The 24661-nt window shown below is 73.4% G+C and carries 24 protein-coding genes; 14 read left to right on the forward strand and 10 right to left on the reverse strand.

Annotated features, from left to right (window positions below; genetic code table 11):
- Positions 1 to 53: 53 nt before the first annotated feature.
- On the reverse strand, positions 54 to 1193 hold the full coding sequence (locus AB0411_RS22250) for a PP2C family protein-serine/threonine phosphatase (protein ID WP_366419017.1): 1140 nt from the start codon (positions 1191 to 1193) through the stop codon (positions 54 to 56).
- A 277-nt stretch (positions 1194 to 1470) separates the two neighbouring features.
- On the opposite strand from AB0411_RS22250, the gene AB0411_RS22255 reads away from it, so the two are divergent.
- The 4 genes from AB0411_RS22255 (at position 1471) to AB0411_RS22270 (ending at position 5507) form a co-directional block, all read left to right on the forward strand.
- Complete coding sequence (locus AB0411_RS22255; protein WP_366419018.1) at positions 1471 to 2961, forward strand: glutamate synthase subunit beta; 1491 nt, start codon at positions 1471 to 1473, stop codon at positions 2959 to 2961.
- A gap of 409 nt (positions 2962 to 3370) precedes the next feature.
- On the forward strand, positions 3371 to 4363 hold the full coding sequence (gene dhaK, locus AB0411_RS22260; RefSeq protein WP_366419019.1) for a dihydroxyacetone kinase subunit DhaK: 993 nt from the start codon (positions 3371 to 3373) through the stop codon (positions 4361 to 4363).
- Positions 4364 to 4473: 110 nt separating this feature from the next.
- A complete protein-coding gene (gene dhaL / locus AB0411_RS22265; RefSeq protein WP_366419103.1) occupies positions 4474 to 5070 on the forward strand; it encodes a dihydroxyacetone kinase subunit DhaL in 597 nt (198 codons plus the stop codon).
- Positions 5067 to 5507, forward strand: coding sequence for a PTS-dependent dihydroxyacetone kinase phosphotransferase subunit DhaM (locus AB0411_RS22270; protein ID WP_366419020.1), 441 nt, complete (start codon positions 5067 to 5069; stop codon positions 5505 to 5507). The genes dhaL and AB0411_RS22270 overlap by 4 nt, the downstream gene beginning before the upstream one ends.
- Before the next feature lie 36 nt (positions 5508 to 5543).
- Here the strand turns inward: AB0411_RS22270 and AB0411_RS22275 are convergent, their stop codons facing one another.
- A complete protein-coding gene (locus tag AB0411_RS22275; RefSeq protein WP_366419021.1) occupies positions 5544 to 6362 on the reverse strand; it encodes an SAM-dependent methyltransferase in 819 nt (272 codons plus the stop codon).
- Positions 6363 to 6757: 395 nt separating this feature from the next.
- Here AB0411_RS22275 and AB0411_RS22280 point away from each other — a divergent pair, with 395 nt between their 5' ends.
- Positions 6758 to 7402, forward strand: a complete 645-nt coding sequence (locus AB0411_RS22280; protein WP_366419022.1) for an RNA polymerase sigma factor — start codon at positions 6758 to 6760, stop codon at positions 7400 to 7402.
- A gap of 2 nt (positions 7403 to 7404) precedes the next feature.
- On the forward strand, positions 7405 to 8154 hold the full coding sequence (locus tag AB0411_RS22285) for a hypothetical protein (RefSeq protein WP_366419023.1): 750 nt from the start codon (positions 7405 to 7407) through the stop codon (positions 8152 to 8154).
- 42 nt (positions 8155 to 8196) lie between these two features.
- On the opposite strand, the gene AB0411_RS22290 is transcribed toward AB0411_RS22285, so the two are convergent.
- Complete coding sequence (locus tag AB0411_RS22290) at positions 8197 to 8619, reverse strand: STAS domain-containing protein (protein ID WP_366419024.1); 423 nt, start codon at positions 8617 to 8619, stop codon at positions 8197 to 8199.
- Positions 8620 to 8925: 306 nt separating this feature from the next.
- Between AB0411_RS22290 and AB0411_RS22295 the strand changes: the two genes are divergently transcribed.
- The 5 genes from AB0411_RS22295 to AB0411_RS22315 all read left to right on the forward strand — a co-directional run bounded on the left by AB0411_RS22295 (position 8926) and on the right by AB0411_RS22315 (position 14118).
- On the forward strand, positions 8926 to 9687 hold the full coding sequence (locus tag AB0411_RS22295; RefSeq protein ID WP_366419025.1) for a DeoR/GlpR family DNA-binding transcription regulator: 762 nt from the start codon (positions 8926 to 8928) through the stop codon (positions 9685 to 9687).
- Positions 9688 to 9919: 232 nt separating this feature from the next.
- Positions 9920 to 11299 (forward strand): ABC transporter substrate-binding protein, encoded by a 1380-nt coding sequence (locus AB0411_RS22300; protein WP_366419026.1) that lies wholly within the window; start codon positions 9920 to 9922, stop codon positions 11297 to 11299.
- Positions 11280 to 12254 (forward strand): carbohydrate ABC transporter permease, encoded by a 975-nt coding sequence (locus AB0411_RS22305; RefSeq protein ID WP_366419027.1) that lies wholly within the window; start codon positions 11280 to 11282, stop codon positions 12252 to 12254. The genes AB0411_RS22300 and AB0411_RS22305 overlap by 20 nt, the downstream gene beginning before the upstream one ends.
- Positions 12251 to 13129: a carbohydrate ABC transporter permease gene (locus AB0411_RS22310; protein ID WP_366419028.1), complete on the forward strand. Its 879-nt coding sequence runs from the start codon at positions 12251 to 12253 to the stop codon at positions 13127 to 13129. The genes AB0411_RS22305 and AB0411_RS22310 overlap by 4 nt, the downstream gene beginning before the upstream one ends.
- A complete protein-coding gene (locus AB0411_RS22315; protein ID WP_366419029.1) occupies positions 13126 to 14118 on the forward strand; it encodes a zinc-dependent alcohol dehydrogenase family protein in 993 nt (330 codons plus the stop codon). The genes AB0411_RS22310 and AB0411_RS22315 overlap by 4 nt, the downstream gene beginning before the upstream one ends.
- Here AB0411_RS22315 and AB0411_RS22320 read toward each other — a convergent pair.
- From AB0411_RS22320 to AB0411_RS22340, 5 genes are all read right to left on the reverse strand, one after another.
- Entirely contained in the window at positions 14030 to 15154 is a 1125-nt protein-coding gene (locus tag AB0411_RS22320; protein ID WP_366419030.1) for a winged helix-turn-helix domain-containing protein, read from the reverse strand. The two genes, AB0411_RS22315 and AB0411_RS22320, sit on opposite strands and share 89 nt — an antisense overlap.
- A gap of 165 nt (positions 15155 to 15319) precedes the next feature.
- The gene (locus AB0411_RS22325) at positions 15320 to 15793 is read right to left on the reverse strand and encodes an NUDIX domain-containing protein (RefSeq protein WP_366419031.1); all 474 of its coding nucleotides are present in this window, start codon (positions 15791 to 15793) and stop codon (positions 15320 to 15322) included.
- A 5-nt stretch (positions 15794 to 15798) separates the two neighbouring features.
- Positions 15799 to 17346 carry an ATP-dependent DNA ligase gene (locus AB0411_RS22330; RefSeq protein WP_366419032.1) on the reverse strand — a complete coding sequence of 516 codons (1548 nt, stop codon included), beginning with the start codon at positions 17344 to 17346 and terminating at the stop codon, positions 15799 to 15801.
- 124 nt (positions 17347 to 17470) lie between these two features.
- The gene (locus AB0411_RS22335) at positions 17471 to 18868 is read right to left on the reverse strand and encodes an FAD-binding oxidoreductase (RefSeq protein WP_366419033.1); all 1398 of its coding nucleotides are present in this window, start codon (positions 18866 to 18868) and stop codon (positions 17471 to 17473) included.
- Between the two features lie 10 nt (positions 18869 to 18878).
- Entirely contained in the window at positions 18879 to 19865 is a 987-nt protein-coding gene (locus tag AB0411_RS22340; RefSeq protein ID WP_366419034.1) for an antibiotic biosynthesis monooxygenase, read from the reverse strand.
- Between the two features lie 93 nt (positions 19866 to 19958).
- On the opposite strand from AB0411_RS22340, the gene AB0411_RS22345 reads away from it, so the two are divergent.
- Positions 19959 to 20525, forward strand: coding sequence for a nucleoside deaminase (locus AB0411_RS22345; RefSeq protein WP_366419035.1), 567 nt, complete (start codon positions 19959 to 19961; stop codon positions 20523 to 20525).
- Positions 20526 to 20679: 154 nt separating this feature from the next.
- Here AB0411_RS22345 and AB0411_RS22350 read toward each other — a convergent pair whose 3' ends face one another.
- Positions 20680 to 21786 (reverse strand): hypothetical protein, encoded by a 1107-nt coding sequence (locus AB0411_RS22350; RefSeq protein WP_366419036.1) that lies wholly within the window; start codon positions 21784 to 21786, stop codon positions 20680 to 20682.
- Positions 21787 to 22150: 364 nt separating this feature from the next.
- On the opposite strand from AB0411_RS22350, the gene AB0411_RS22355 reads away from it, so the two are divergent.
- The gene (locus tag AB0411_RS22355; protein WP_366419037.1) at positions 22151 to 22879 is read left to right on the forward strand and encodes a histone deacetylase; all 729 of its coding nucleotides are present in this window, start codon (positions 22151 to 22153) and stop codon (positions 22877 to 22879) included.
- A 172-nt stretch (positions 22880 to 23051) separates the two neighbouring features.
- Positions 23052 to 23630, forward strand: coding sequence for a dihydrofolate reductase family protein (locus tag AB0411_RS22360; RefSeq protein WP_366419038.1), 579 nt, complete (start codon positions 23052 to 23054; stop codon positions 23628 to 23630).
- A gap of 157 nt (positions 23631 to 23787) precedes the next feature.
- Here AB0411_RS22360 and AB0411_RS22365 read toward each other — a convergent pair whose 3' ends face one another.
- A complete protein-coding gene (locus AB0411_RS22365) occupies positions 23788 to 24594 on the reverse strand; it encodes an HAD-IIA family hydrolase (RefSeq protein WP_366419039.1) in 807 nt (268 codons plus the stop codon).
- Between the last annotated feature and the right edge of the window lie 67 nt (positions 24595 to 24661).

Here is a 24661-nt window from a genome sequence, read left to right on the forward strand (position 1 = left end):
TCCTCACCGGAGAGCGCCGGCGGCGGCCCTTACGACCCGCGGGCACGGCGGTGTCATGGCCGGTGCCGGCGCGGGGGCGCCGTCCCGCCGGGGGCGGTGAGCGGCAGCGCCCGGCGCCGGGTTACGGCCAGGATGGCCATGTCGTCCCGGTGGTGGTCCCCGGTCCAGCGGCCGACGTCCTTGGTCAGGGCGTCCACCAGGGCCTCCGGTTCGGTGAACCGCCGTCCCATGCGGCGTGAGGAGACCGGATCGTAGAAGGTGCCCTGCGCGTCCCTGGCCTCGGTGACACCGTCGGTGACCAGCAGCAGCGAGGCGCCCGGCGGCAGCCGCACCACATCGACGGGCGCCGAGCCGGCCGTCGGGGCGTCCCCCAGCCCCATGCCCAGGGGCAGCTGCGGCAGGCTCGGGTCGAGCCGTACGAGCCGGCCGCCGTGGACCAGGTACGGCGGCGGATGCCCCCGGTTGACCAGGCTCAGCGCCCCGCCGTCGGCGGAGACCTGGGCCAGCACGGCGGTGGTGAAGCCCTCGCTGGAGGTCACCGGGCCGCCCCTGGCCGCCGCCCTGGCCATGGCCTCGTCCAGTCGCTGGACCAGGGCGGCCAGGGTGGGGGCGTACTCGGCCTCCTGACGGAAGGCCCCGATCGCGACGGACACCGCGGCGACGGCCTCCAGGCCCTTGCCCCGCACATCCCCGATGATCATCCGCACCCCGTACGGGGTCTCCTGCACCGCGTACAGATCGCCGCCGATCCGCGCCTCGGCCTGTGCGGTGGTGTACCCGGCGGCCACCGCCAACGGCCCGACCTCGCCGGGCGGGTCGGGGAGCACCGCCAGCTGGACCGCCTCCGCGACGTCCCTGGCCAGGGCGAGGTCCCGGCCCTGGCGTCGCAGGAGCCGGTTGACCGCGAGCGCCAGCACGCCGATCAGGCCGACCACCGCCAGATCGACGTACCGTGCCGTCGCCGGGCGTCCGCGTTCGAGATCCAGTCCGACCGAGACCACACAGGCGGTGCACACGACGACGAGCGCGGCGCGGAAGGAGAGCATGGCGCCCGCGACCAGCGGCGCGGCCGCCAGCAGCGGGAGTCCGATGTACGGCTGCGGCGCGAAGAGGTCGAGCAGGACGCCGACCACCAGGGCCAGCGCCGCGAGCAGCCACGACACCCTCGCCGGCGTGGGCTGCAAGCTCTTCACCGTGCCTCCCCTGCTGCCGGGTCGCGGGCGCGACGCGGAAGGGCGGAGCCGCCACAGAGGTCCCGTACGCACCATGCCGGCCCATGTCCTGCCGGCACCGTCCGATGGATTCACATATACGCCTTGCGGGCCGGATGCGCCCGCTGCTCCACCGGGACCGCCGGGTCCCGGTGCCGGCGGGGCGGCGGGCGCCGTCGGCCGATGAAGGAGGAACAAACCAGGCGTAGGCTGACGAAGACCGCCGTATTGCACCGTGAGTGAGCGATGGAGGCGGCGTATGACCGATCCTCGCGGCTTCCTCAAGTTCCCCCGCCGGCCCGTGCCGCCGCGCCCGGTCGAGGAACGGCTGAGCGACTGGGACGAGGTCCACGCCGGGCAGGCGCTGCTGCCGCTGGTGTCCGAGCAGGCCGACCGCTGCATGGACTGCGGCATCCCCTTCTGCCACAACGGCTGCCCGCTGGGGAACCTCATTCCCGAGTGGAACGCGTACGCGGCGCGGGGCGACTGGCGGGCCGCCGCCGAGCGGCTGCACGCGACGAACAACTTCCCCGAGTTCACCGGGCGGCTGTGCCCGGCGCCGTGCGAGGCCGCCTGCGTGCTGGCCCTCAACGCCGATCCGGTGACGATCAAGAACGTCGAGGAGGCCATCGCCGACCAGATCTGGGCGTGCGGATACGCGGCACCGCATCCGCCGGAGCGGCTCAGCGGGAAGTCCGTCGCCGTCATCGGCTCGGGCCCCGCGGGGCTGGCGGCGGCGCAGCAGCTCACCCGGATCGGGCACACCGTCGCCGTCTACGAGCGCGCCGACCGCATCGGCGGGCTGCTGCGCTACGGCATCCCCTCGTTCAAGATGGACAAGCGGCATCTGGACCGCCGGATCGAGCAGATGCGGGCGGAGGGCACCAAGTTCCGCACCCACGTGCAGGTCGGCAGGGACATCGACGCCACCGAGCTCCGGAGGCGTCATGACGCGGTGGTCGTGGCCGTCGGAGCCACCCGGCAGCGGGAGCTGTTCGTCCCCGGCCGCGAGCTGTCCGGCATCCACCAGGCCATGGACTACCTGCCCCTCGCCAACCGGGTCGTGGAGGGCGACTACGCCGCGCCCCCCGTCACCGCCGAGGGCAGGCATGTGGTGATCGTCGGCGGCGGGGACACCGGGTCGGACTGCCTGGGCACCGCCCTGCGCCAGGGCGCGGCCTCGGTGGTGCAGCTGGACATCAACCCGGAGCCCGGCGATGCCCGGGCGGACGGCGAGCCCTGGCCCGTCTATCCGAAGGTCTACCGGATCTCGCACGCCCATGAAGAGGCGCGGGGCCGGGAGGGCAGTGATCCGCGGGTCTTCTCCTCCGCCACCCTCCACTTCGAGGGGACCGCGGCCGGCCAGGTGCGCGCGCTGTGCCTGACGCAGGTGGAGCCCACGGCCAGGAGGCCGCGGCCGGACACCGAGCGGGTGATCCCGGCGGAGCTGGTGCTGCTCGCCCTCGGCTTCTCCGGCCCCGAACACAGCACCGGTCTGATGGGGCCGCTGGGGCTCGCACTGGACGGGCGGGGGAACTTCGCCCGGGACGGCGGCTTCGCGGCCGAGGCGGCGGGCCCGGCCGGGCGGGACGGGGTCTTCGTGGCCGGCGACGCGGGGCGCGGCCAGTCCCTGGTGGTGTGGGCCATCGCCGAGGGACGGTCCGCCGCGGCCGCGGCGGACCGCTATCTGACCGGTTCCACCGCGCTTCCCGCCCCGATCGGCCCCCGGGACCGGCCGATGGTGGCGTGACGCCGCGGGGAGCCGTCGCCTTCTCCGTCCCTCCCGAGGGGTTGACGAGACGTACCCGTGTACGGATCGATGGGTTTTACCCGGCCCCCGACCAGGGAAGCAGCGAAGGCACCACGCCACACAGAGCACAACGACACCAGCACGCAACAGTGCCACCAGCACCCCCATCGCCCGATACTTGATCCACCGAGTCCCGGCACGTCGGAGGCCGAAGCGAACATGACTGACGGGCCGCCAGGAGGGTGCGGCGTCCGCCGGCCGCCCTCCCGTCGGCCCGCCCGGTTCCGCTGCGCCTCCGACCTGTCGGGACACGCCGGAGCATGTCAAGATCAGCACAGCTCGACACGCCACCTGACCTGGAAGAACGCAACTCAGAGGCCTGCACCGCTCCACTCACCGGGAGGTACCCATGAAGATGCTGATCAACGTCGCCGAGACCGTGGTCGCCGATGCGCTGCGCGGGATGGCCGCGGCGCACCCCGAACTGGTGGTGGATGCCGAGAACCGGGTGATCGTACGGCGGGACGCACCGGTGGAGGGGAAGGTGGCGCTGCTGTCCGGGGGCGGCAGCGGGCACGAGCCGCTGCACGGGGGCTTCGTCGGGCCCGGCATGCTGGACGCCGCGTGTCCGGGCGAGGTCTTCACCTCGCCGGTGCCCGATCAGATGGTGCGGGCCGCCGCGGCCGTGGACAGCGGCAGCGGGGTGCTGTTCATCGTCAAGAACTACACCGGGGACGTGCTCAACTTCCAGATGGCGGCGGAGCTGGCGGAGGACGAGGGGGTCCAGGTGGCCAGCGTGCTCGTCAATGACGATGTCGCGGTGACCGACTCGACGTTCACGGCCGGGCGGCGGGGCACCGGGGCGACGCTCTTCGTGGAGAAGATCGCCGGTGCCGCGGCGGACGAGGGCATGCCCCTGGAGCGGGTGGAGGCCCTGGCCCGGCAGGTGGTGGACTCCTCGCGCAGCTTCGGGGTGGCGCTGAGCGCCTGCACGACGCCCGCGAAGGGCAGCCCGACCTTCGATCTCCCGTCCGGGGAGCTGGAGTTGGGCGTCGGGATCCACGGCGAGCCGGGGCGCGAGCGGCGGGCGATGATGACCTCGCGCGAGATCGCGGACTTCACCGTGGACGCGATCCTGGAGGACCTCGATCCGAGGCTGCCGGTGCTGGTGCTGGTCAACGGCATGGGGGCGACCCCGCTGCTGGAGCTGTACGGATTCAACGCCGAGGTGCGCCGGGTGCTCGACGAGCGGGGAGTGGCGGTGGCCCGCACGCTCGTGGGGAACTATGTGACGTCGCTGGACATGGCGGGCTGCTCGGTGACGCTGTGCCAGGTGGACGGGGAACTGCTGCGGCTGTGGGACGCGCCGGTGCAGACGCCCGCGCTCCGCTGGGGGCGGTGAGACCGCAGCCGTATCCGTATGGGGGTCGGCACACGCCCCAGTGGCCTGACGACTCCGCTTTCTTCGCTCAGTGCCCGAACAACCAAGGAGAGTAGTCCGTGTCCGAAACGGTGCTGGATGCCGCGTTCTTCGTACGCTGGATGACGGCGGCCGCCGCCGTCATCGACCGGGAGGCCGACCGGCTCACCGAGCTCGACTCCCCCATCGGTGACGCCGACCACGGAAGGAACATGCAGCGCGGCTTCGCGGCCGTGGTCAAGATGCTGGAGACCGAGCCGCCGGCGACCCCCGGCGCGGTGCTGACGGCCGCCGGGCGGCAGTTGATCTCGAGTGTGGGCGGGGCGTCCGGGCCGCTGTACGGCACACTGCTGCGGCGGGCCGGCAAGGTGCTGGGCGAGGCGCCGCAGGTGTCGGTCGAGGAGCTGCGGTCCGGGCTGGCCGCCGGGGTCGACGCGGTGGGGCAGCTCGGCGGGTCGGCGCCGGGCGACAAGACGATGCTCGATGCGCTGGTGCCGGGCGTCACGGCGCTGTCGACCTCCTTCGCCGCGGCGGCCGAGGCGGCCGAGCAGGGGGCGCTGGCGACCGTGCCGCTGCAGGCCAGGAAGGGCAGGGCGAGCTACCTCGGAGAACGCAGCATCGGGCACCAGGACCCGGGGGCGGCCTCGTCGGCGCTGCTGTTCGCGACGCTCGCGGAGGTGGCCCGGTGAGCGCGGAGACGACGGGCGGTGCGGCCGGCGGCGAGGGTGTGCCGGTCGGAGTGGTGCTGGTGTCGCACAGCGGCCCGGTCGCGGAGTCCGTGGCGGCGATGGCGGCCGGGCTGGCCGGCGGCGGCAACACGGCCCCGGTGGCCGCCGCGGGCGGTACCCCTGACGGCGGGCTGGGCACCAGCGCGGAGCTGATCATCAAGGCGGCGCGGACGGTCGACCGCGGCGCGGGCGTGGCGATCCTGGTCGACCTGGGCAGCGCCGTGCTGACGGTGAAGTCCCTGGTCGCCGAGGGCGACGAACTCCCCGCGGGCGCACGGCTGGTGGACGCGCCGTTCGTCGAGGGCGCGGTGGCCGCCGTGGTCACCGCGTCGTCCGGCGCCGATCTGGACGCGGTCGCGGCGGCGGCCGGGGAGGCGTACGGCTACCGCAAGGAGTGAGCCCGGTGCGCGAACGGCCGCCCGCTCGCCCGGCGTTCAGGGCTTGCGGGCCACGCCCGCATAGCAGGCGGCCTCCGCGTCGGTGACATGGGTGGCGTCCTCGGGACGGTCGGGGCGCCACTGGTGGGAGAGGGTGACACCCGGCTCCAGCAGCTCCCAGCCGTCGAAGAAGCGCAGGAAGGCGGCGCGGGAGCGGAACTGGAGCCGGGTGCCCGCGTCGCCGTAGATCTTGATGATCTTGTCCATCGCCGCGGGGCTGAAGTCCGGTGTCGCATGGCTCATCGCGAGGGTGCTGCCGCTGGGGAGCGCGGCCTTGAGGGTCTCGACGATGGCGTGGGCGCGGTCCTGGCCGTCGTCGGGGACGAAGTGCATCAGGGCGTTGAGGCTGAGCGCGACCGGGCGGGTCAGGTCGAGGGTGTCGAGCAGCTGGGGCGCCGTGAGGATGCCGGCCGGGTCGGTGACGTCGGCCTGGACGTACGCGGTGCGCCCCTCGGGGGTGCTGAGCAGCAGGGCCGCGGCGTGCGCGAGGACGATCGGGTCGTTGTCGGTGTAGACGACCCGGGCGTCGGCGGCGACGCCCTGGGCCACGTCGTGGAGGTTCGGCGGGGTGGGGATGCCGGTGCCGATGTCGAGGAACTGCCGCAGGCCGGAGGCGGCGACGACGCGGGTGGCGCGGTGCATGAACTCGCGGTTGATGCGGGCGGCGACCAGCGCGGCGGGGAAGACGCCCAGCACCTCGCCGGCGGCCATCCGGTCGGCCAGGAAGTTGGTCTTGCCGCCCAGGAAGTAGTCGTAGATCCGGGACGAGTGGGCCCGGTCCAACTGGAGGTCCACCACGGACCCGTGCTCGCTCATCGGCTGCTGCCTCCCCAGTACGGCCGGCGGCTTCCTGCCGCTCCGGCGCGCCTCCCCGGCGCACGGTGACGCCCCCTCGTCGCCCGCGCACTCCCGGCGGCGCGTCAACCGCCGCCGTGCGCCCGGCTGTTGGAGCACTGCCCCGTACGCCCCGGATCATGCCGGGGCGCGCCCGTCAAGGTTCCCGGCGCCCGGCCCGGCCGGCGCACTTCGGTTGGCACGTGCCACGGTCACGCGTAGTCATATGAATACGCAGCGGCAGATTTTTGCCCGCCCGATGCCACAAAAGGGCCCGCTTTCCGGTTCATTGGAGGGTGAGGGCAACCCGTCCTCCCGCGGTCGGCGGCGCTTCGGCGCCCGGCTCGGTGCACGGCGAAACGGAACGAGGACTGCTCGTGAGCGCAGACCGGGACCGACTGCTACCGGCGTGCGCCCCGGCGCATGTCCATACGGCGGAGTTAGCCGCACTCCCCCGCTGTTCGCTCCCGGCCCTCACCCCGGACCCGGCCGACCGGCAGCTGTCGATCACCTTCGAGGCGTTCCTGGCGACGCATGCGCGCAAGTGGCTGACGTACGCCTATCTGCACACCGGCAGCGAGGCTGCGGCGCGCGAGGTGACCCGGTCGGCGTACGGACAGCTGGGCCGGCTGTGGCCGCATGCGCTGCGGCAGGCGTCGGTGGAGGCGTACGCCTGGTCGGTCCTCAAGGAGAGCGTCGTGGAGTGGCTCTACGACCATCACCAGCCCACCGCGCTCACCGAGACCGCCGCGTTCGCCGTCGTGACCCATGCCCTGCTGCGCGAGTGCCAGCAGCAGTTCGCGATGCTGGAGAGCCAGTTGGGGCTGTACGCGGCCATCGCCCGGCTGCCGGAGCGGCAGTGCGATGTGATCGTGCTGCGTCATGTCATCGGGTACAGCGACGCGCAGATCGGCTCCTTGCTCGGTGTCGACGAAGTCACCGTCCGCTCCTACGCAAGCCGAGGCAAGCGCAAGCTCGCTGCCGCGCTCGGTATCGATCAGGGATATTCCAGGGGGAACTGACCATGTCGCACATCCTTCCCACCGGCCGCAGGGAGACCGTCGAGACGCTGCTCAGCGCCGCCGCGGCGGTGTCCGGCATCGACGATCTGCCGGGGTTCGGCGACCTCGACGCCACGGGCGTGCTCGGCGGCCCCGGGGCCCCCGTCCCGGCGGGGGGCGCAGCAGAGGGGCGGTCGGCGGCGGAGCGGGCGGTGCGGGCGGGCCGTGGCGCGCCCAGCCCCTACCCCAGCGCCCGCGACGAGGCCACCCACGAGCTCCAGCTGGCCTGTGCGCTGGTCGTCAATGCCGCGGCGGCTGCGGCGAGCCTGGAACGGCTGGTGGACGAGCACCACATCGACCCCGAGGGCGCACTGGTCTTCGCCTGTCTGCTGCACATCACCGGACGCCATGACGCGGCCCACTTCTGGTGGCACTTCGGCGCCGGGGCCGGCAGCCGGACCGCCGCCTACTGCCTCTACCTCTCCCACCGCCGCAACGGCGAGTACCGCGACGCCGCCTACTGGCGCGAGCAGGCCGCGCACGCGCCCGACGAGGAGCGCCGCTCGGCGGCCGCCTTCGACGACAAGCAGCTGCTGCCGGACGCGGCCCGCCACAATCTGCTCGTCCAGTGGCACAGCGGGCTCGCGCCGACCCTGCCGAGCGCCCTGGAGAATGTGATCAACCGGCTCGTGGTGGACAGCGACGACGAGGACTTCGGCGAGATCCCGCGCCCCTCCCCCACGCTCGTCCGGGACCTCGGCCGGGCCGAGTAGCGGGGCGCCGCACCGGCGGGCCCGGCCGCCCGGCTACCGGTCTCAGCTGTCGCCGGACTCCGCCGCCGGATCCTCCGCCACGGGCGGCCACGCCGGGCGGCTGGCGTCGGGGACCGTGGCCAGCGCATGGCCGACGGTGGGGTAGCAGGAGAAGACGCTCAGGGACTGGGTGCCGACCAGCAGCCGCAGCATCCGTACGCCGAGCGAGGCCAGCAGCAGCCTGCCCTCCAGGCGCCGGCACAGCCATTCCAGGGCGAGCAGGCAGCTCAGCCCGCGCGAGTCGCAGAAGCGCAGCGCGGTCAGGTCGAGCACCAGGAAGCGGTGGCCGGCCGACACCACGGACCGTGCCTCGGCGAGGAACGCCTGCTCGGTACGGAGGTCCAGGTCCCCGCTGACGCGCAGGACCGCGCACTCCTCCGCCTGCACGATCGCAGTGACCGCCAACGACCGCATCTCCGAGCTCATGCCGTCCAGACTAAGCGCCGCCGTCTCCGGCACCACCGCTGCGGTCCGCCGGCGCACAACCGACCGCCCCGGGCAACCGGGCCCACAGGGGGCGCACGGGCCCGCTGCCAGGGCAGTACGGGCACCCGTTCGTGCATGTGGCCAAGGTGACAGCGCTCCGGAGCGGACAGAAACGGTCACGTTTTCCGCCGTCGCGGGCAGCCATCCGCACCGTTGCGGTTGCTATAAACCTGATACGGGCGGAAACGGGCAGTCCCGTGACCGAACGGAAACCGAAAACCGTAAGAATTCGGGCAGGAGTGAGCCATGAGGGCCGAGGAACGCCAGCACCGCATCCTCGCGCTCGCCCGGCGGTCCGGCCGGGTCGAGGTCGCCGATGCCGCGGTGGAGTTCGGGGTCGCCCGCGAGACCGTGCGGCGCGATCTGAGCGAGCTGGAGCGCCGGGGGCTGATCCGGCGGACGCACGGCGCGGCGTATCCGGTCGAGAGCGCCGGGTTCGAGACCACGCTGGCCCGGCGGGAGACCCAGCAGGTGGAGGAGAAACGCCGGATCGCGGCGGCCGCCGCGTCGCTGGTGGGAGAGGCCGAGACGGTGTTCGTCGACGAGGGCTACACCCCCGAGCTGGTCGCCACGCTGCTGCCCGCCGACCGTCCGCTGACCGTGCTCACCGCGTCGCTGCGCACCGCGTCGCTCGTCGCGGCGTCCGAGTCCACCACCGTCCTGCTGGCCGGCGGGCGGGTGCGCTCGGGGACCCAGGCGACGGTCGGGTCCTGGGCCCGGGACATGCTCGCCCGCTTCGTGATCGACCTGGCGTTCCTGGGGGCGAACGGCATCTCCCGGGAGCACGGCCTGACCACCCCGGATCCGGCGGTCGCGGAGGTGAAGGAGCAGGCCGTCCGCTCCTCGCGGCGGCGGGTGCTGGTCGGGGTGCACAGCAAGTTCGGCGCCAGCAGCTTCTGCCGGTTCGCCGAGGTGCGTGACTTCGACGTGATCGTCACCGACGCGGGCCTGTCCGCGCCGGAGGCACACCGCTACTCACTCCTGGGGCCGCAGGTGCTCCGGGTCTGACCGGGGCGGGGCCGCCCGGACGACCGGCCCCGCAGCCCGGCACCCCCCATACCCCACACCGACCGCCGACGGTCGCCCCCGAGCGCCGGACGGCTCCCCGGCGTACCCGCACACCGGTGTCGTACGCCCCCCAACCGCCGCTGGAACGGCACCGCCGGCCCCCCGTCCCCGTCCGACGTCCCCCTCCCCCGACCCCCGTCCCCGCATCCCCGTCCCCCGAAAGGTACGAGCCGTGAGAGCAAGATCCCCCGGACCAGGCCGCGGCGGCCGCTCCCTAGGGCTGACCGCCCTCGCCGCCGCCCTGGCACTGACCACCGCCGGCTGCTACCGCGGCGCCGGCGAGGCGGGCAACGACAGCCGTCACACCATCAACGTCCTGATGGTCAACAACCCGCAGATGGTGGATCTGCAGCGGCTCACCGCCGAGCACTTCACCAAGGAGACCGGCATCAAGGTCCACTTCACCGTGCTGCCGGAGGACGACCTGCGCGACAAGATGAGCCAGGACTTCTCCAGCCAGGCCGGGCAGTACGACGTGGCCAGCGTCAGCAACTACGAGACGCCCATCTACGCCCGCAACGGCTGGCTCTCCCCCCTCGGCGAACGGGCCGCCGGGGACCGCACCTTCGACCAGGGCGACATCCTGCCGCCGGTCCGCTCCTCCCTCACCGCCGCCGACGGCAAGGTCTACGCGGAGCCGTTCTACGGCGAGTCGTCCTTCCTGATGTACCGCAAGGACCTCCTCAAGGCCGCCGGGCTGAAAATGCCCGCCCGGCCCACCTGGCACCAGGTCGCCGCGCTCGCCGCCGAGCTGGACGGCTCCCGCAAGGGCCTCAAGGGCATCTGCCTGCGCGGCCAGCCCGGCTGGGGCCAGCTGGCGGCCCCGCTGACCACCGTCGTCAACACCTTCGGCGGCACCTGGTTCGACAAGGACTGGCGACCGCAGGTCGACAGCCCCGCGTTCACCGAGGCCACCCGGTTCTACGTCGATCTGGTGCGCCGGCACGGCCAGGCGGGCGCCCCGCAGGCCGGCTACACCGAGTGCCTCAACGACATGCAGCAGGGCAAGGTCGCCATGTGGTACGACGCGACGGCCGGCGCCGGGTCGCTGGAGAGCGGCGACTCCAAGGTCGCCGGCAAGGTCGGCTACGCGCCGGCGCCGGTGGAGCGGACCCGTGAGGCGGGCTGGCTGTTCACCTGGGCCTGGGGCGTGCAGAAGGCCAGTACGCACCAGGACGCGGCCTGGCGGTTCGTGCGCTGGGCCTCGGGCAAAGGCTACGAGCGGCTGGTGGGCCGCGAGCTGGGCTGGTCGAGGGTGCCGGGCGGCAAGCGGGCCTCCCTCTACCGCAACCCGGAGTACACCAAGGAGGCCGGGGCGTTCGCCGGCCCGACCGAGCGGGCGATCAGCTCGGCGCGGCCCGGCGACCCCGGCGTCCAGCCGCGCCCGGCCCCCGGGATCCAGTTCGTCGGCATCCCCGAGTTCGCCGACCTGGGGACCAAGGTCTCGACCGAGATCAGCGCGGCCATCGCCGGCAAGCAGAGCGTGCCGGAGGCCCTGAAGAAGAGCCGGCGACTGGCGCAGGAGGTGTCCGATGCCTACGCGCACCACTGAGCCGGCCCCCGCGGCCGTCGCGCCCGCCACCCGCGGTCCGAGCGCCCGCGCCCAGCGCACCGAGCGGGCGAAGAACTGGGCCCGCCGCGCGCCCCTCCTCCCCGCGCTGGTCTTCCTCGTCGTCGTCACCCAACTCCCGTTCGTGGCCACCGTGGTGATCTCCTTCACCCGCTGGAACGCGCTGGCCCCCGACAACCGCGGCTTCGCCGCCCTCGACAACTACCGCGCCGTGTTCACCGACCCGGCGATGCGGGCCTCGGTGGGCACGACGGTCCTGCTGACCGTGACCGTGGTGCTGGTCAGCCTGCTGCTCGGGCTCGGTCTGGCACTGCTGCTCGACCGCGGCTTCCGCGGGCGGGGCATCGTCCGCACCCTGCTCATCACGCCGTTCCTGATCGTGCCGGTCGCCTCCGCGCTGCTGTGGAAGCATGCGCTGTACAACGCCTCGTACGGGCTGCTCAACGGCTCGCTGACCTGGATATGGCGGCTGTTCGGCAGCGAGCATCCGCCGCAGCCGGACTGGATGACCGACTCGCCGCTGGCCGCGGTGGAGATGTCGCTGATCTGGCAGTGGACACCGTTCATGATGCTGATCCTGCTGGCCGGGCTGCAGAGCCGGGCGTCGGACGCCGTCGAGGCGGCCCGGATGGACGGCGCCTCCGCCTTCGACATCTTCCGCTACCTCACCCTGCCGCATCTGCGTCGCTACCTCGAACTGGCCGCGCTGCTGGGCACGGTGTACGTGGTGCAGAACTTCGACGCGGTGTTCACCATCACCTCCGGCGGCCTGGGCACCGCCAACCTTCCGTACACCATCTACCAGACCGTCTACCAGTCCCACGACTACGGACGGGCATCCGCGCAGGGCGTGGTCGTGGTGCTGTGCTCGCTGCTGGTGGCGACCTTCGCACTGCGCACCGTGTCGTCCCTGCTGCGCGAGGAGGTCACGTCATGACCACCCTGTCCACGGTCCGCGGCCGCGCCGGGTCGCCCGCCGCGCGGCGCCGGCGGCGCACCGGCAGCCTGCTGGGCCTGGCGGCCTGGCTGTGCGGCATCGCCTTCTTCCTGCCCGTCGCCTGGATGGTGCTGACGTCCTTCCACAGCGAGACGGACGCGGCGACCAACCCGCCGAGCGTCGGCGCCGGGCTCAGCCTGCACGGCTACCGCGAGTTCTTCGGGGCGACGGGCAGCGGCGTCAGTCCCTGGCCCCCGCTGATCAACTCGCTGACCGCCTCCGTCGTCTCCACCCTGCTGGTGCTGCTGCTGGCGGTGCCCGCCGCCTACGCGCTGGCCATCAAACCGGTACGCAAATGGAGCGACGTCCTCTTCTTCTTCCTGTCGACGAAGATGCTGCCGCTGGTGGCCGGGCTGCTGCCGGTCTACCTCGTCGCGCAGAACACCGGGATGCTCGACAGCATCTGGCTGCTGGTCATCCTCTACACCTCGATGAACCTGCCGATCGCGGTGTGGATGATGCGCTCGTTCCTCGCCGAGGTCCCGGTGGAGATGCTGGAGGCCGCCTCCATCGACGGCGCGGGGCTGGCCACCACCCTGACCCGGATCGTCGCGCCGGTCGCGATGCCGGGGATCGCGGCGACGGCCCTGATCTCCTTCATCTTCAGCTGGAACGAGCTGCTGTTCGCGCGGGTCCTGACCGGTGTCGTGGCCGGTACCTCGCCGGTGTTCCTGACCGGACTCGTGACCAGCCAGGGCCTGTTCCTGGCCAAGGTGTGCGCCGCCGCCACCGTCATCTCCCTCCCGGTGCTGATCGCCGGGTTCGCCGCCCAGGACAAACTGGTCCAGGGCCTGTCGCTTGGAGCCGTGAAATGAAAGCCGCAGTGATCAGCGCACCGGGCAAGGTCGAGGTCGGCACCGTCGCGGACCCGACGCCCGGTCCCCGCGAGGTCGTGGTGTCCGTCGCCGCCTGCGGGCTGTGCGGGACCGATCTGCACATCCTCCAGGGGGAGTTCGCCCCCACGCTGCCCGTCGTGCCGGGCCATGAGTTCGCCGGCACCGTCGTGGCGACCGGCGGCGCGGTCACCGAACTCGCCGAGGGCGACCGGGTGGCCGTCGACCCCTCCCTCTACTGCCACGAGTGCCACTACTGCCGCATCGGCCGCAACAACCTCTGTGAGCGATGGGCCGCCATCGGGGTGACCACGGCGGGCGGTGCCGCCGAGTTCGCCGTCGCCCCGGTCGCCAACTGCGTCAAGCTGCCCGACCACGTCCGGACCGAGGACGCCGCCCTCATCGAGCCGCTCTCCTGCGCCGTCCGCGGCTACGACATCCTGCGCTCCCAGCAACTGGGCACCCACGTCCTCATCTACGGCTCGGGCACGATGGGCCTGATGATGCTCGAACTCGCCAAGCGCACCGGCGCGGCCGGCGTCGATGTCGTCGACATCAACCCCGCCCGGCTCGCCACCGCCCGCACCCTGGGCTGCAGCAACGCGGCCGGATCCGCCGACGAGCTGGACCGCCCGCGCGGCTGGGACGTGGTCATCGACGCCACCGGCAACGAACGTGCCATCCAGGACGCCCTGGGCCGGGTCGGCAAGGGCGGCACCTTCCTCCAGTTCGGCGTCGCCGACTACGCAGCGCGCGCCACCATCGAGCCCTACCGGATCTACAACCAGGAGATCACCATCACCGGCTCGATGGCCGTGCTGCACAGCTACGAACGGGCCGCCGAGCTGTTCGCGGCCGGTGCCCTGGACCCGGAGGTCTTCATCAGCGACCGCCTGCCGCTGGACCGCTATGCCGAGGCGCTGTCCCGCTTCCGGGCGGGCGAGGGGAGGAAGATCCAGGTACGGCCGTGAGCCGGCGCCCGGTGAGCGCCGGGCCGCCGGGCCGGCGCGCGGGGGCGAGTTCACCGTGCAGGAGCGCCGTGCCCAGCGGCGTGAGGGCGTGGATGACCGAGCCTCCGTCGCGCCGGCTGCGCGCGAGGTTGGCCTCGCGCAGGGCGCTCACGTGCTCGCTGGCCGACGGCGCGGAGACCCGTAAGCGGCGGGCCAGTTCACCGGTGGTGGTGGGGGCGTCGAGCGCGGCGAGGATCCGGGCCCGGGTGCGGCCGAGGAGGGCGGACAGCGCCTGCGGATGACAGCTGCGGGTGGCGGCGGGCGCCCAGTCCGTGGGGTGCTGGACGGGATAGACGAGGACCGGCGGGAGCCCGGGGTCGGCCAGGGCGATGGGTCTGCGCCAGCAGAAGTGGGAGGGGATCAGCCGCAGTCCGCGTCCGCCCAGGCGCAGATCGCGCTCCCGTGGGTAGTCGACGTGCAGCACCGGCGGCTCCCAGCGGAGCGCGGGCCGGAAGGTGTGGAACATGGCGTCGACGCCGCCGCGGCAGAGCATGCGGGTACGGCCGCTGCGGTCGCAGTCGACCGTGGCGGCCGCCCCCGTCCAGTCGGGGGCGACCACCGCGCGGTACACCTCCTGGAAGGCGTCGGCCAGCGCGTCGAGCGGCTCGCGGCTTCCCCCGGCCAGCGCGCCGGTCCAGCGCGGGAGCCGGGCCGGCAGCGCCGCCCGGGCGGATTCCGCGGTCAGCCGCACCCGGGGGGTGTCTCGCAGCGCCTCCAGGCCCGCGGCCAGCCCGTCGCGGGACGCGTCGGGAGTGAGGAAGTCCGGGAAGTAGCGCGCGTCGGCCGGGGCCAGGACGCTGATCAGCCGGGCGGCGCGGGTCAGGCCCCGCTCGTCGAGTTCACGGCGCGCCCGGGCCCGCCAGGCGCCGTACACCGGCGCCCCGTGTCCCGGCGGCACCAGATGGTGCATGGCCAGCACCGTTTCCCACAGTGGGTCGGGCTCGGCGGCGATCTGTACCCGCGCGACATCCCGGTCGTCGAAGTGAATGCGCAACATGCGGCCCCCGCGGCATGCTCATGACCCCGTCGCCGGGGCCCCCCGTTCGGGGCCGGTCACCCGGCCCCGCGGCAAGCCTGCCCGGCGTCAAGGGAGGTGTCCAGGGCGACTTGTGGCCTTCGGTGTGCGCCGGTGGTGGAGGCGGGGAGCGCGGGGCGCCCGGGTTCAGGACCGGCTCGCGAGCGCCTGCGCCAGCCGCTCCAGGAACACCCGCTGGCCCACGACCAGCCGCTCGTGGGCCTGTTGCGGGGTGCACCAGGCGACCCGGTCGATCTCGGGGAAGGTGCCGGTCGTCCCGGAACCGCGCGGCCACTCCATCTCGAAGGTCCCCGGCACGATCATCTCCGGGTCGAGGTCGCTCTCGACGGCCCACACCGTCACCACCTTGCCGCTCGGCTGGCGGGCCTCGCCCAGGGCGACGCACGGCCCGTCGGGGGGCGGCATCCCCAGCTCCTCGGCGAACTCCCGCCGGGCCGCGTCCCACGCCTCCTCCGGCGGTACGTACTCCCCCTTGGGCACCGACCACGCCGCGGCCTCCCGCCGTTCCCACAGCGGCCCGCCCATGTGCGCCAGCAGCACCTCGACGCCGTCCGCCGTGCGCCGGTAGAGCAGCAGCCCGGCACTGCGCTTCCCCGCCACGGCGGCTACGCCGCCCCGCCGTCGTGCGCGCCGAGCACCGTCTCGACGGTGTCCGCCTGGGCCGCCGTCTTGTCCTCCCGGTAGCGCACCACCCGCGCGAAGCGCAGGGTCACGCCCGCCGGGTAGCGCGTGGACGTCTGCAGGCCGTCGTAGGCGATCTCGACGACGAGTTCCGGACGCACCGTCACGACATGGCCGTCGTCCGCCACGGCGAGCTCCCGCAGCCGCTCGGTCTGCCAGCCGAGGGTGGCGTCGGTGAGCCCCTTGAAGGTCTTGCCCAGCATGACGAACCCGCCGTCCGGGCCACGCGCCCCGAGGTGGAGGTTGGAGAGCTTCCCGGTGCGCCGGCCGTGGCCCCACTCCGCCGCGAGCACCACCAGGTCCAGGGTGTGCACGGGCTTCACCTTCAGCCAGGCGGCGCCCCGGCGGCCGGCGCTGTAGGGGGCGTCCAACGCCTTGACGACGACGCCCTCGTGACCGCGGCGCAGGGTCCGGGACCAGAAGTCCTCCGCGGCCGCGCGGGCCGTGGCGTCGGACGGGTCCGCGACGACCTGGCGGCGCACCCGCAGGTGCTCGGGCACCAGCCGGGCCAGCTCCGTGTGCCGCTGCTCGCCCGGCAGTTCCAGCAGGTCGCGGCCGTCGACCGACAGGACGTCGAAGAAGACCGGGGAGAGCGGCAGGGCGGCCCGCGCCGCGACGACGTCCACCCGCGAGCCGAACCGCCCCGCGACCCGCTGGAACGGCACCGGGCGGCCCTCCCCGTCCAGGGCGATCACCTCGCCGTCGAGGATGAAGCGGTCGGCCGGCAGCTCCCGGGCGACGGCGGTGACCTCGGGGAGCCGGTCGGTGACCTCGTCCAGGGTGCGGGTGTGGATCCGGACGTCCGGCCCGTCCCGGTGCACCTGGACGCGGATGCCGTCGAGCTTCTCCTCGACCGCGCAGGCGCCGAGCCGGTCCACCGCCTCGGCCACCGTCTTGGCGCTGTGCGCCAGCATCGGCCCCACGGGCCGCCCGACGGTGAGCCGGAACGCCGCGAGCGCCGGCGGCCCCTCGGCGAGCAGCGCCCGGGCGACGTCCGGCAGGGACCCCGCCAGCATCACGGCCCGGCGGACGTCGGCCGCGGGCACCTCGGTGGCGGCGGCGAGCCCTTCGACCGCGATGGCGTCCAGCGCGCCCTGCCGCACCTCGCCGGTGAGCAGGCCGACCAGGAACCGCTGTTCCTCCCGCGTCGCCGCGGCCAGCAGCTCCCGGACCAGCCGGCGCCGCTCCCCCTGCGCCCCGGCGCCCGAGACGCCCGCCAGCCCGGTCAGCGCCGCGTCGACGTCCCGTACGGTCAGCGTGGCGTGCTCCGCGGCCGCGACCGGCTCGCGCAGCACGCTCCAGCCGATCCCGATCCGCCCCTGGGGCAGCCGCCCGGCCAGGTACGGGATGACCACCGGGACGTCCTCCGGGGCGGCGGCCCGGAACAGCCCGGCCAGCAGCGCGATCTTCCGCGAACGCGCCGAGGTCGCGGCGACGTCCCCGGAGACCTGTGCGAGAGCGGCCAGCAGCATAGGGCCATGGTGCCCCCGCGGCGCCGTCGGCGCTTCCCCGGCGGCGGGGGCCGCGGGGGGGGGTGCGGGGGGGTGCGGGCCGCGGCCCGGCGCGGCGAGGTGGCGCGGGTCGTCCCGGCCCGGGTCAGGGGGCGAGGTACGAGTGGAAGAGGTTGTCCGGGTCCCACTGCGCCTTGATTTCCTGGAGGCGGTCCCAGGCGGCGGGGGTGTACGAGCGGCGGGCCCGTGCGGCGTCGGCCTCCAGGTCGGTCTCCGCGATGTAGTGGAAACCGTCGCCCCGCGGGTTCACGCCGGCCATGGTCTCGCGCAGCCAGCGCTGCTGGAGCTCGTCCTCGGCCGGGTCCTCCCAGACCGCGTAGCAGACGAGGTAGGACTCGCCGAGCGGGGAGAAGGCCATGTTCCGCAGCAGGGCGGGGCGCTCGGAGACCGGCTGCACGGGCGCGAGCACCAGGGACTTGGCGGACGGGGCGCGGGCCACCGCGTCGGCGATACCGGTCAGCTGGGTGGCGGGGTCCTCCGGTGACCACAGGGTGTCCGCCGCATACCGGTGATCCGGCGGCCAGGCGGCCGCCGCGCCCTCGTGCAGGGCGGCGAACGTGGTCGGTGCGGCCTCCTGCCGGTCGACGGCGAGCTCGCCGAAGGGGCAGTCGGCGAACGGCCGCAGCGCCTGCAGGGCTTCGCTGCGGCTGGTGGCGAACGCCGTCGCGGCGACCGTGATCCGGGGGCCTGCCGGGGCCGTGGCGGTGGGCGGTCCGGACGGCACGAGGAGGAAGGACGTCTCGACGTACGGGGGGAGTCCGAGAGCGGTCCGGGTCGCCCACCGCGTCACCCGGGCGACCTCGGCCAACGGGAAGGTCAGGGACGTCGTCATGATCGAGGCGGGGTGGGGGTGCAGGGCGAGGCGGAAGCGGGTGACGATGGCGCAGAAGCCCGGTCCGGCGCCCCGCGCGGCCCAGAAGAGGTCGGGATTCTCGGTTTCGCTGCAGGTGACCGTCCGGCCGTCGGCGGTGACGGCCCGGATCTCGCGGACGTCGGCGCAGGACGCCCCCCAGGCACGGGAGTTCCAGCCCAGGCCGCCGCTGAGCAGAAACCCGCCGACCGCCACGGTGGGGCAGTGGCCCACCGGGAAGGCCAGATCCTGCGGGGTCAGGGCGGCGACCAGTTCCCGGCCGGTGGCGGCGGGCTGCACCGTGGCCGTCGCCGGGGTGTCGCCGGTCGCGGGCGCGGGGCGGCACTCCCGGAGCGCGGAGAGGTCGAGCAGCAGCCCGTGGTCGCGCAGCGGCGAGCCGGACCAGTTGTGCCCGCCGGAGTACGTCGAGATGCGCAGTCCCTTGGCGCGGGCGTGGCCGACGGCGTGGGCGACGTCCGCTTCCGTGGCGGCGCGCACGATGACGTCGGGGAACCGGCGGGGCCGCCGCTCGTTCCACACCGCGGCGGTCCGGGCCCGCTCGTATCCGGCATCGCCGCGCCGGATCAGCGTGCCGCCCGGGTCCGCCGCCGGACTCGGTCCCGCTGGGCCCATGGCGCCCTCCTCACCAGATCTGGTGGGTGATCAGGCCGAAGACACCGATGCACACCAGGTAGCCGAGCACCACCAGCGCGAAGCCCAAAACCTGCGCCCGGCGGTTTCCGGCGACCCTGGAGGGCACCAGCCAGAAGGCGAACACCCGGTTCACGAGCGGCATCAGCAGCCAGGTCAGCGCACTGACGCTCAGGACGTTGGAGAGGAACAGGCCGATGTACTCGCGGACGGTGAGCTTCTCCAGCCCCACGCCCACGGTGAGGTTGAGCACCATCACCGTCGGATAGAGCGCCAGGACGACGGACATCGCCTGTTTCCAGTTGGGCGGCGCATTGCTCTTGCCGCCGTCGAACCGGAACCAGCCGCTGAACGCCGAACCGACCTTGCGCACGTCGTAGGAGGTGAAGTACTTGCTCCCCTCCTTCAGCAGTTTCGCCCGCACCTCGGAGGCGAGCCACGCGTCGAGGTGCTCACGGGAGTCGAAGCGGAAGACGACGACCCAGTGCTCCTGCACGCCCTCCACCGGCTTGAACAGTTCGGACCCCATGAAGCCCGGCGCCTTCTCCTGCGCCTTGAGGGTCTTCTCCTGCCAGGTGAGGAACCCCTGCTCCGATCCCGGCTTCACCTCGTGGGAGATGACCGCGGTGACGACGTCGGGAGCCGGCTGCGCGGGGGTGCCGCCGTGGAGCACCTCCGCCGTCGGAGGGCCCTCGAAAAGCCCGCGCGCTTCGTCGAGCAATGCCTGCCGGCGGCCGGATTCCAGCCAGGCGGTCAGCCGGTCCATACCGGAAAAGCGGAATACGGCGACCCATTCGTTTTCTTCGCCGGGGCCGGGCGGGAACACCTCGGCGCCCACGAAACCCTCGAATTCGCGGGCGGCCTGATTTGTCCTGTCCTGCCAGCGCTGATACTCGTCGGTCCGGCCTTCGCGCACCTTCTGCGAGGTCACAACGGTGGCGTTGTCTGCCGCGGAACCACGGCTTGCACGGGCACTCACCTTGAGTAGCCTAGTACATAAGAGATTTACCCGGCAAATGGGGCATTTGCCAATCCGCTCCGCAGAGGAATCGATGCCGATCGGAGACTCCGAATGGAACACAAAGAACTTCTCGCAGAGGCTGTACGGCTCGCCACGGAATCCGTGGAGAACGGCTGGGGCGGCCCGTTCGGCGCGGTGCTCACGCGGGACGGGAACATCGTCGCCCGCGGGCAGAACCGCGTGCTGCTGACCGGCGACCCCACCGCGCACGCCGAGATGGAGACGATCCGGAAGGCCATCCAGACCCTCAACCCCGAGGCTCCGAGCATCGCCGTGGAGCACCAGAACGAGAGCACGCTGGAGTACGTCCCGCGGCCGCCCGGGTCACCCGACCCGGTCCCGGAGCGGGCCCGTATGCTCCAGGGCACTTCGATCTACATCAGCGGTGCGCCCTGCCCCATGTGCATGAGCGCCATCTACTGGTCGCGGATCGACGCCGTCTACTACAGCTGCGACCTCGAGGACACAGCGAAGATCGGCTTCGACGACACGTTCCAGTACGAGGACTTCAAGAAGCCGCTCGACCAGCGCCGGATCAAGATCGAGCAGATCTACCCCGAGATGGGCGCCGAGTCGTACGCGACCTGGATGAACCGGCCGGACAAGCACCCGTACTGACGGAGGGTCACCGGCCGGCGCCGCGGAGGCGGAACAAGGCACGGCCCAGGGCGGCCGCCCGGCGCACCGGGCGGCCGCCCCTTGGGGGCTCGGCCCGTGTCACGTCCGGCCCGCCCGCACGCGTGCCCTCAGGGCGCGCGGCGGGCCGGCCGGCTCACTCGTACATCACGTACTCCGGCTGCGGCCGCAGGGCCAGCACCTCCTTCGGCGTCATCAGGCGGCTGCCCTTGGCGTCCTCCTCGTAGAACAGCTTGAACCCGGTGTGGACGCCGTCGGGCAGGTCCTTGACCAGTCGCCCCCAGGTCCCGCGCTTCAGACCCGGCGAGCCGATGCCGTCGGCGCTCTTGATGAGCGCCACACCGGGCTGCGGCCGCAGGGCGGACTGGTCGCCCACGACGGACGTGGCGACCTGATGGAAGACCAGCGGCTTCTCCGGCAGATCGTGCGCCCGCACCAGCCCGGACAGGTAGCGCGCCACCTTGGTCAGCTCACGGCCGTCGGTGTGCCCGTAGGTGTCTCCGGGCACCTGGCCGGAGCCCATCTCCCATTCCGGGTCGAGCGCGATCCCCACGTCGGGGTGCACGAGCCAGTCGCGCAGCGCCTCGACCTCGTCGAGCACCGATGCGCGGCCCGGCTGGATGTTCAGCAACAGCAGCGCACGCCGGTCGCGGGCCAGGCGGTGGAAGCGGCGGATGGTGGCGGGGGCCGTCCGGGAGCGGTAGGTGCCGTCCGGACCGGCCGAGGCGTTGGCGACCGTCGCCAGGAGTTCGAGCACGGGCAGGGGTTCACGGCCCGCGGCGTACGAGTGCGCCACCTTCTCCGCCTCGGCGGCCCGCTTCTCCGGGTCACCGGTCCCCAGCCTGCCGAGCGCCGCCGCCCCCGGCAGGCCGCAGAACCCGACCAGTCGGTAGTGCGGGAACAACTCCCGCCCGCCACGCGGCAGTTCGGTGCGGCGCCGCTTCGACGGGCGGGCCGAGTGGGGTGCGGTCGCCGCGCCGGAGGGGCTCGGGGAGCCGGACCCGGCGGAGGAGGAAGGCGAGGAACCGCCGGGCGGTGAGGCCTTGGGGGCGGAGTCGTCCGCGCGGGAGGCGGTCCCTCCGCACGCCGTGAGCAGCCCCAGTCCCGCCGCTGCCGCGGCCGCGAGCAGATGACGCCGGCTCCCGTCCGGCGCGGGAGCGGGAGAGGGCGCCGCGGCGCGCCGGCCGGCCGCCCCTGCCCTGCGTATCCCGGCATCCAGTCGCCCTGACACCTCGTCCGCCACACTGCCTCCGTCCCCCGGCGTCCGGTCGATCACCGGGCACCGGCTGTCGTTCGGACCGGTCCTGTCCGTGCAGTGCGCTTCTCCAGACCACTCGCGACAAAACCCGTAGGGGAAATGATCAAGCCAAGTCGGGCTGGGGCTTCCGTGCCGTTCAGGTGCCGTTCGCCGGGGCGGCTTCCGGGGTGGGCGTCGTTGCCGGCGTCCGGGCCGGCTTCCGGGGTGGGCGTGCTGGCGTCCGGGCCGACCTCCGGGCCGGGCGCCCTTGCTGCCCTACGGCGGCCCGTACGGCGCGGCGGCCGCCCGGACCGATGCCCCGTGCCTGCCGGACGAGGCCCCTGCGGGCCCGGCCGCGTAGCGTGAAGGCGTGATCAGGCCCCGCCGTCCCGAACCCCTCGGCCGCTCCCCCGGCAGCGTCCGCCACCTCGCCCCCGCCGACCGCCTCTGGTACGCGGCATACGGCTCCAACATGCATCTCGACCGGCTGACCTGCTATCTGGCCGGCGGGCGGCCCGCCGGCGGGCTGCGCACCCACCCCGGCTGCCGGGACCCCCGCGGCCCCGCGCGCACGGCACCGATGCTGCTGCCCGGTCAGCTGTACTTCGCCACCGAATCGCAGGTGTGGACCGGCGGCAGCGCCTTCTACGACCCCGGTCCCGGCCTCCCGCCCGCCGACGGCGCGGCCGGCCCGCGGTCCGGCGGCGGCGAACTGCCCGCCCGGGGCTATCTGCTGACGCTCGCCCAGTTCTCCGACATCGCCGCTCAGGAGATGCACCGGGAGCCCGGCACGGACCTCGACCTGACGGAGGCCCTCACCCGCGGCCGGGCGCGGACCGGACCCGGCAGGTACGAGACCCTGGTGTGCGCCGGGCTGCTGGACGGCCACCCGGTGCTGACCCTCACGGCCCCCTGGAGCAGCCGGGAAATCGCCGTGCACCCGCCCTCGGCGGCCTACCTCCGGCACATCGCGGCCGGCATCGTCGCCTCCCACGGCTGGAGCCCGCGCCGGGCCGCCGCGTACCTGGCCGGCTGCCCGGGGGCCGAGGGGCACTGGACGGCCGAGGAGATCGCGGCGCTGCTCGACGACTCGTCGTGACCGGCGGCCGCCCTCCCGGCCGGCCGTCCGCGCGTATCGGCCCCCGCCGCCCGTGTTCCGGGCACACTGGAGCCCTCCGGCGCCGTCCGGTGCACTCCGGCGCCGTCCCGTGCCCCGCGGCGCCCCGTCCGGTCGGCGGACGCCGCCCCCGAGGACTGCAGCGAGGACCGTGATGAGAAAGATCGTCTTGTCCATGTCGGTGTCCCTGGACGGTTTCATCGAGGGACCGGAACGCCAGATCGACTGGCACCAGGTCGACGACGAGCTGCACCAGCACCTCAACGACCAGCTCAAGACGATGGGCGCCTTCCTGAGCGGCCGGGTCACCCACGAACTCATGGCGGGGTTCTGGCCGACCGCGGACGCCGACCCCTCCCTCAGCGGGCCGATGGCCGAGTTCGCCGGGATCTGGCGGGAGATGCCCAAGGTCGTTTTCTCCCGGAGCCTGGAACGGGGCGACTGGAACACCCGCATCATGCGCGATGTCGTCCCCGAGGAGATCATGGCGCTCAAGGCAGAGCCGGGCGGAGATCTGGCGCTCGGCGGCGCCGGTCTCGCCGCCGCCTTCATGGCGCACGATCTGATCGACGAGTACCGCGTCTACGTCCACCCGGTCCTCATCGGCCGGGGCAAACCCCTGTTCCCGAACACCGACGCCAGGACCCCGCTGCGGCTCGCCGGGACCCGGTCCTTCGGCAACGGCGTCGTCCTGCTCCACTACCGGCGCGCCGAGGACACCGCAACGCGCTGACGGCCGCGTCCACGGCCTCTGGGGGACGCGCCGGCCGCCCTCGGTCGTACCGGTCCACGGACACGGGGCCGTCCGCGCGTACCGCCACCGGGCAGGGCGGTTCTCCGGTCGGCGCCGCGTCTCACCCGCCGTCTCCGGGCAGGCCGCGCCCGCCCGGTCACCCCGGACCGAGCAGACCGGGCAGATCGGCGAAGGAGTCGAGCACATGATCCGGTGTGCCGTCGGCCGCCCGGTGGGTCTCCGGCAGGTATTTGCCGGTCCTGACGAGCACACCGGTGATCCCGCAGCGCTGGGCCGCCAGCACATCGGACTCGATGTCGTCGCCCACCATCAGCGCTTCCCCGGCCGGTACACCGAGGTGTGCCAGGGCGGTGGCGAAGAACTCCGCCGCGGGTTTGCCGGTGACCGTCGCCTCGACGCCGGCGGCGCGTTCCAGCCCCGGCAGGAAGGCCCCGGTGTCCAGTTCGAGCCCGTCCGCCGTGCGCCAGTACAGGTTGCGGTGCATGGCGACCAGCCGGGCACCGCGCTGCAGATCCCGGAAGGCGCTGTTGAGCGCCGGGTAGCCGAAGGCCTCGCCCGCGCCGCCGAGGACGACCACCTCGGGCCCGTCCCTGCCCGCGTCGTCCGCCCCCGCCCCCGCCCCCACGAGCGTCACACCGGCCAGATCCTCGCCGACCTCACCGCTGTTGATCAGCCGGCAGCGTGCCTGCGGATGGTGTTCGCGCAGGTAGGCGGCGGTGACGGCGGGCGCGGTCAGAATGTCGTCGACCCCGACGGGAAATCCCTCCCCGGCCAGCCGCCCGGCGACCGCGGCGCGGGTCCGCGAGGTGGTGTTGGTGACCAGCACCAGCGGGAGCCCCGCGGCACGCAGCCGTTCCATGGCCGCCACCGTGCCGGGCAGCGCCTTCCAGGAGACGGTGAGCACGCCGTCGATATCGATCAGGACCGCTCCGATTCCCTTCATACGCCGACGGTAACCACCGCCGTCCACGGGCGGGCCGGCGTCCTGGCACCGCGGCGGCCCGACTTGC

It is taken from the genome of Streptomyces angustmyceticus (assembly GCF_040701845.1).
Lineage (GTDB): Bacteria > Actinomycetota > Actinomycetes > Streptomycetales > Streptomycetaceae > Streptomyces > Streptomyces angustmyceticus_A.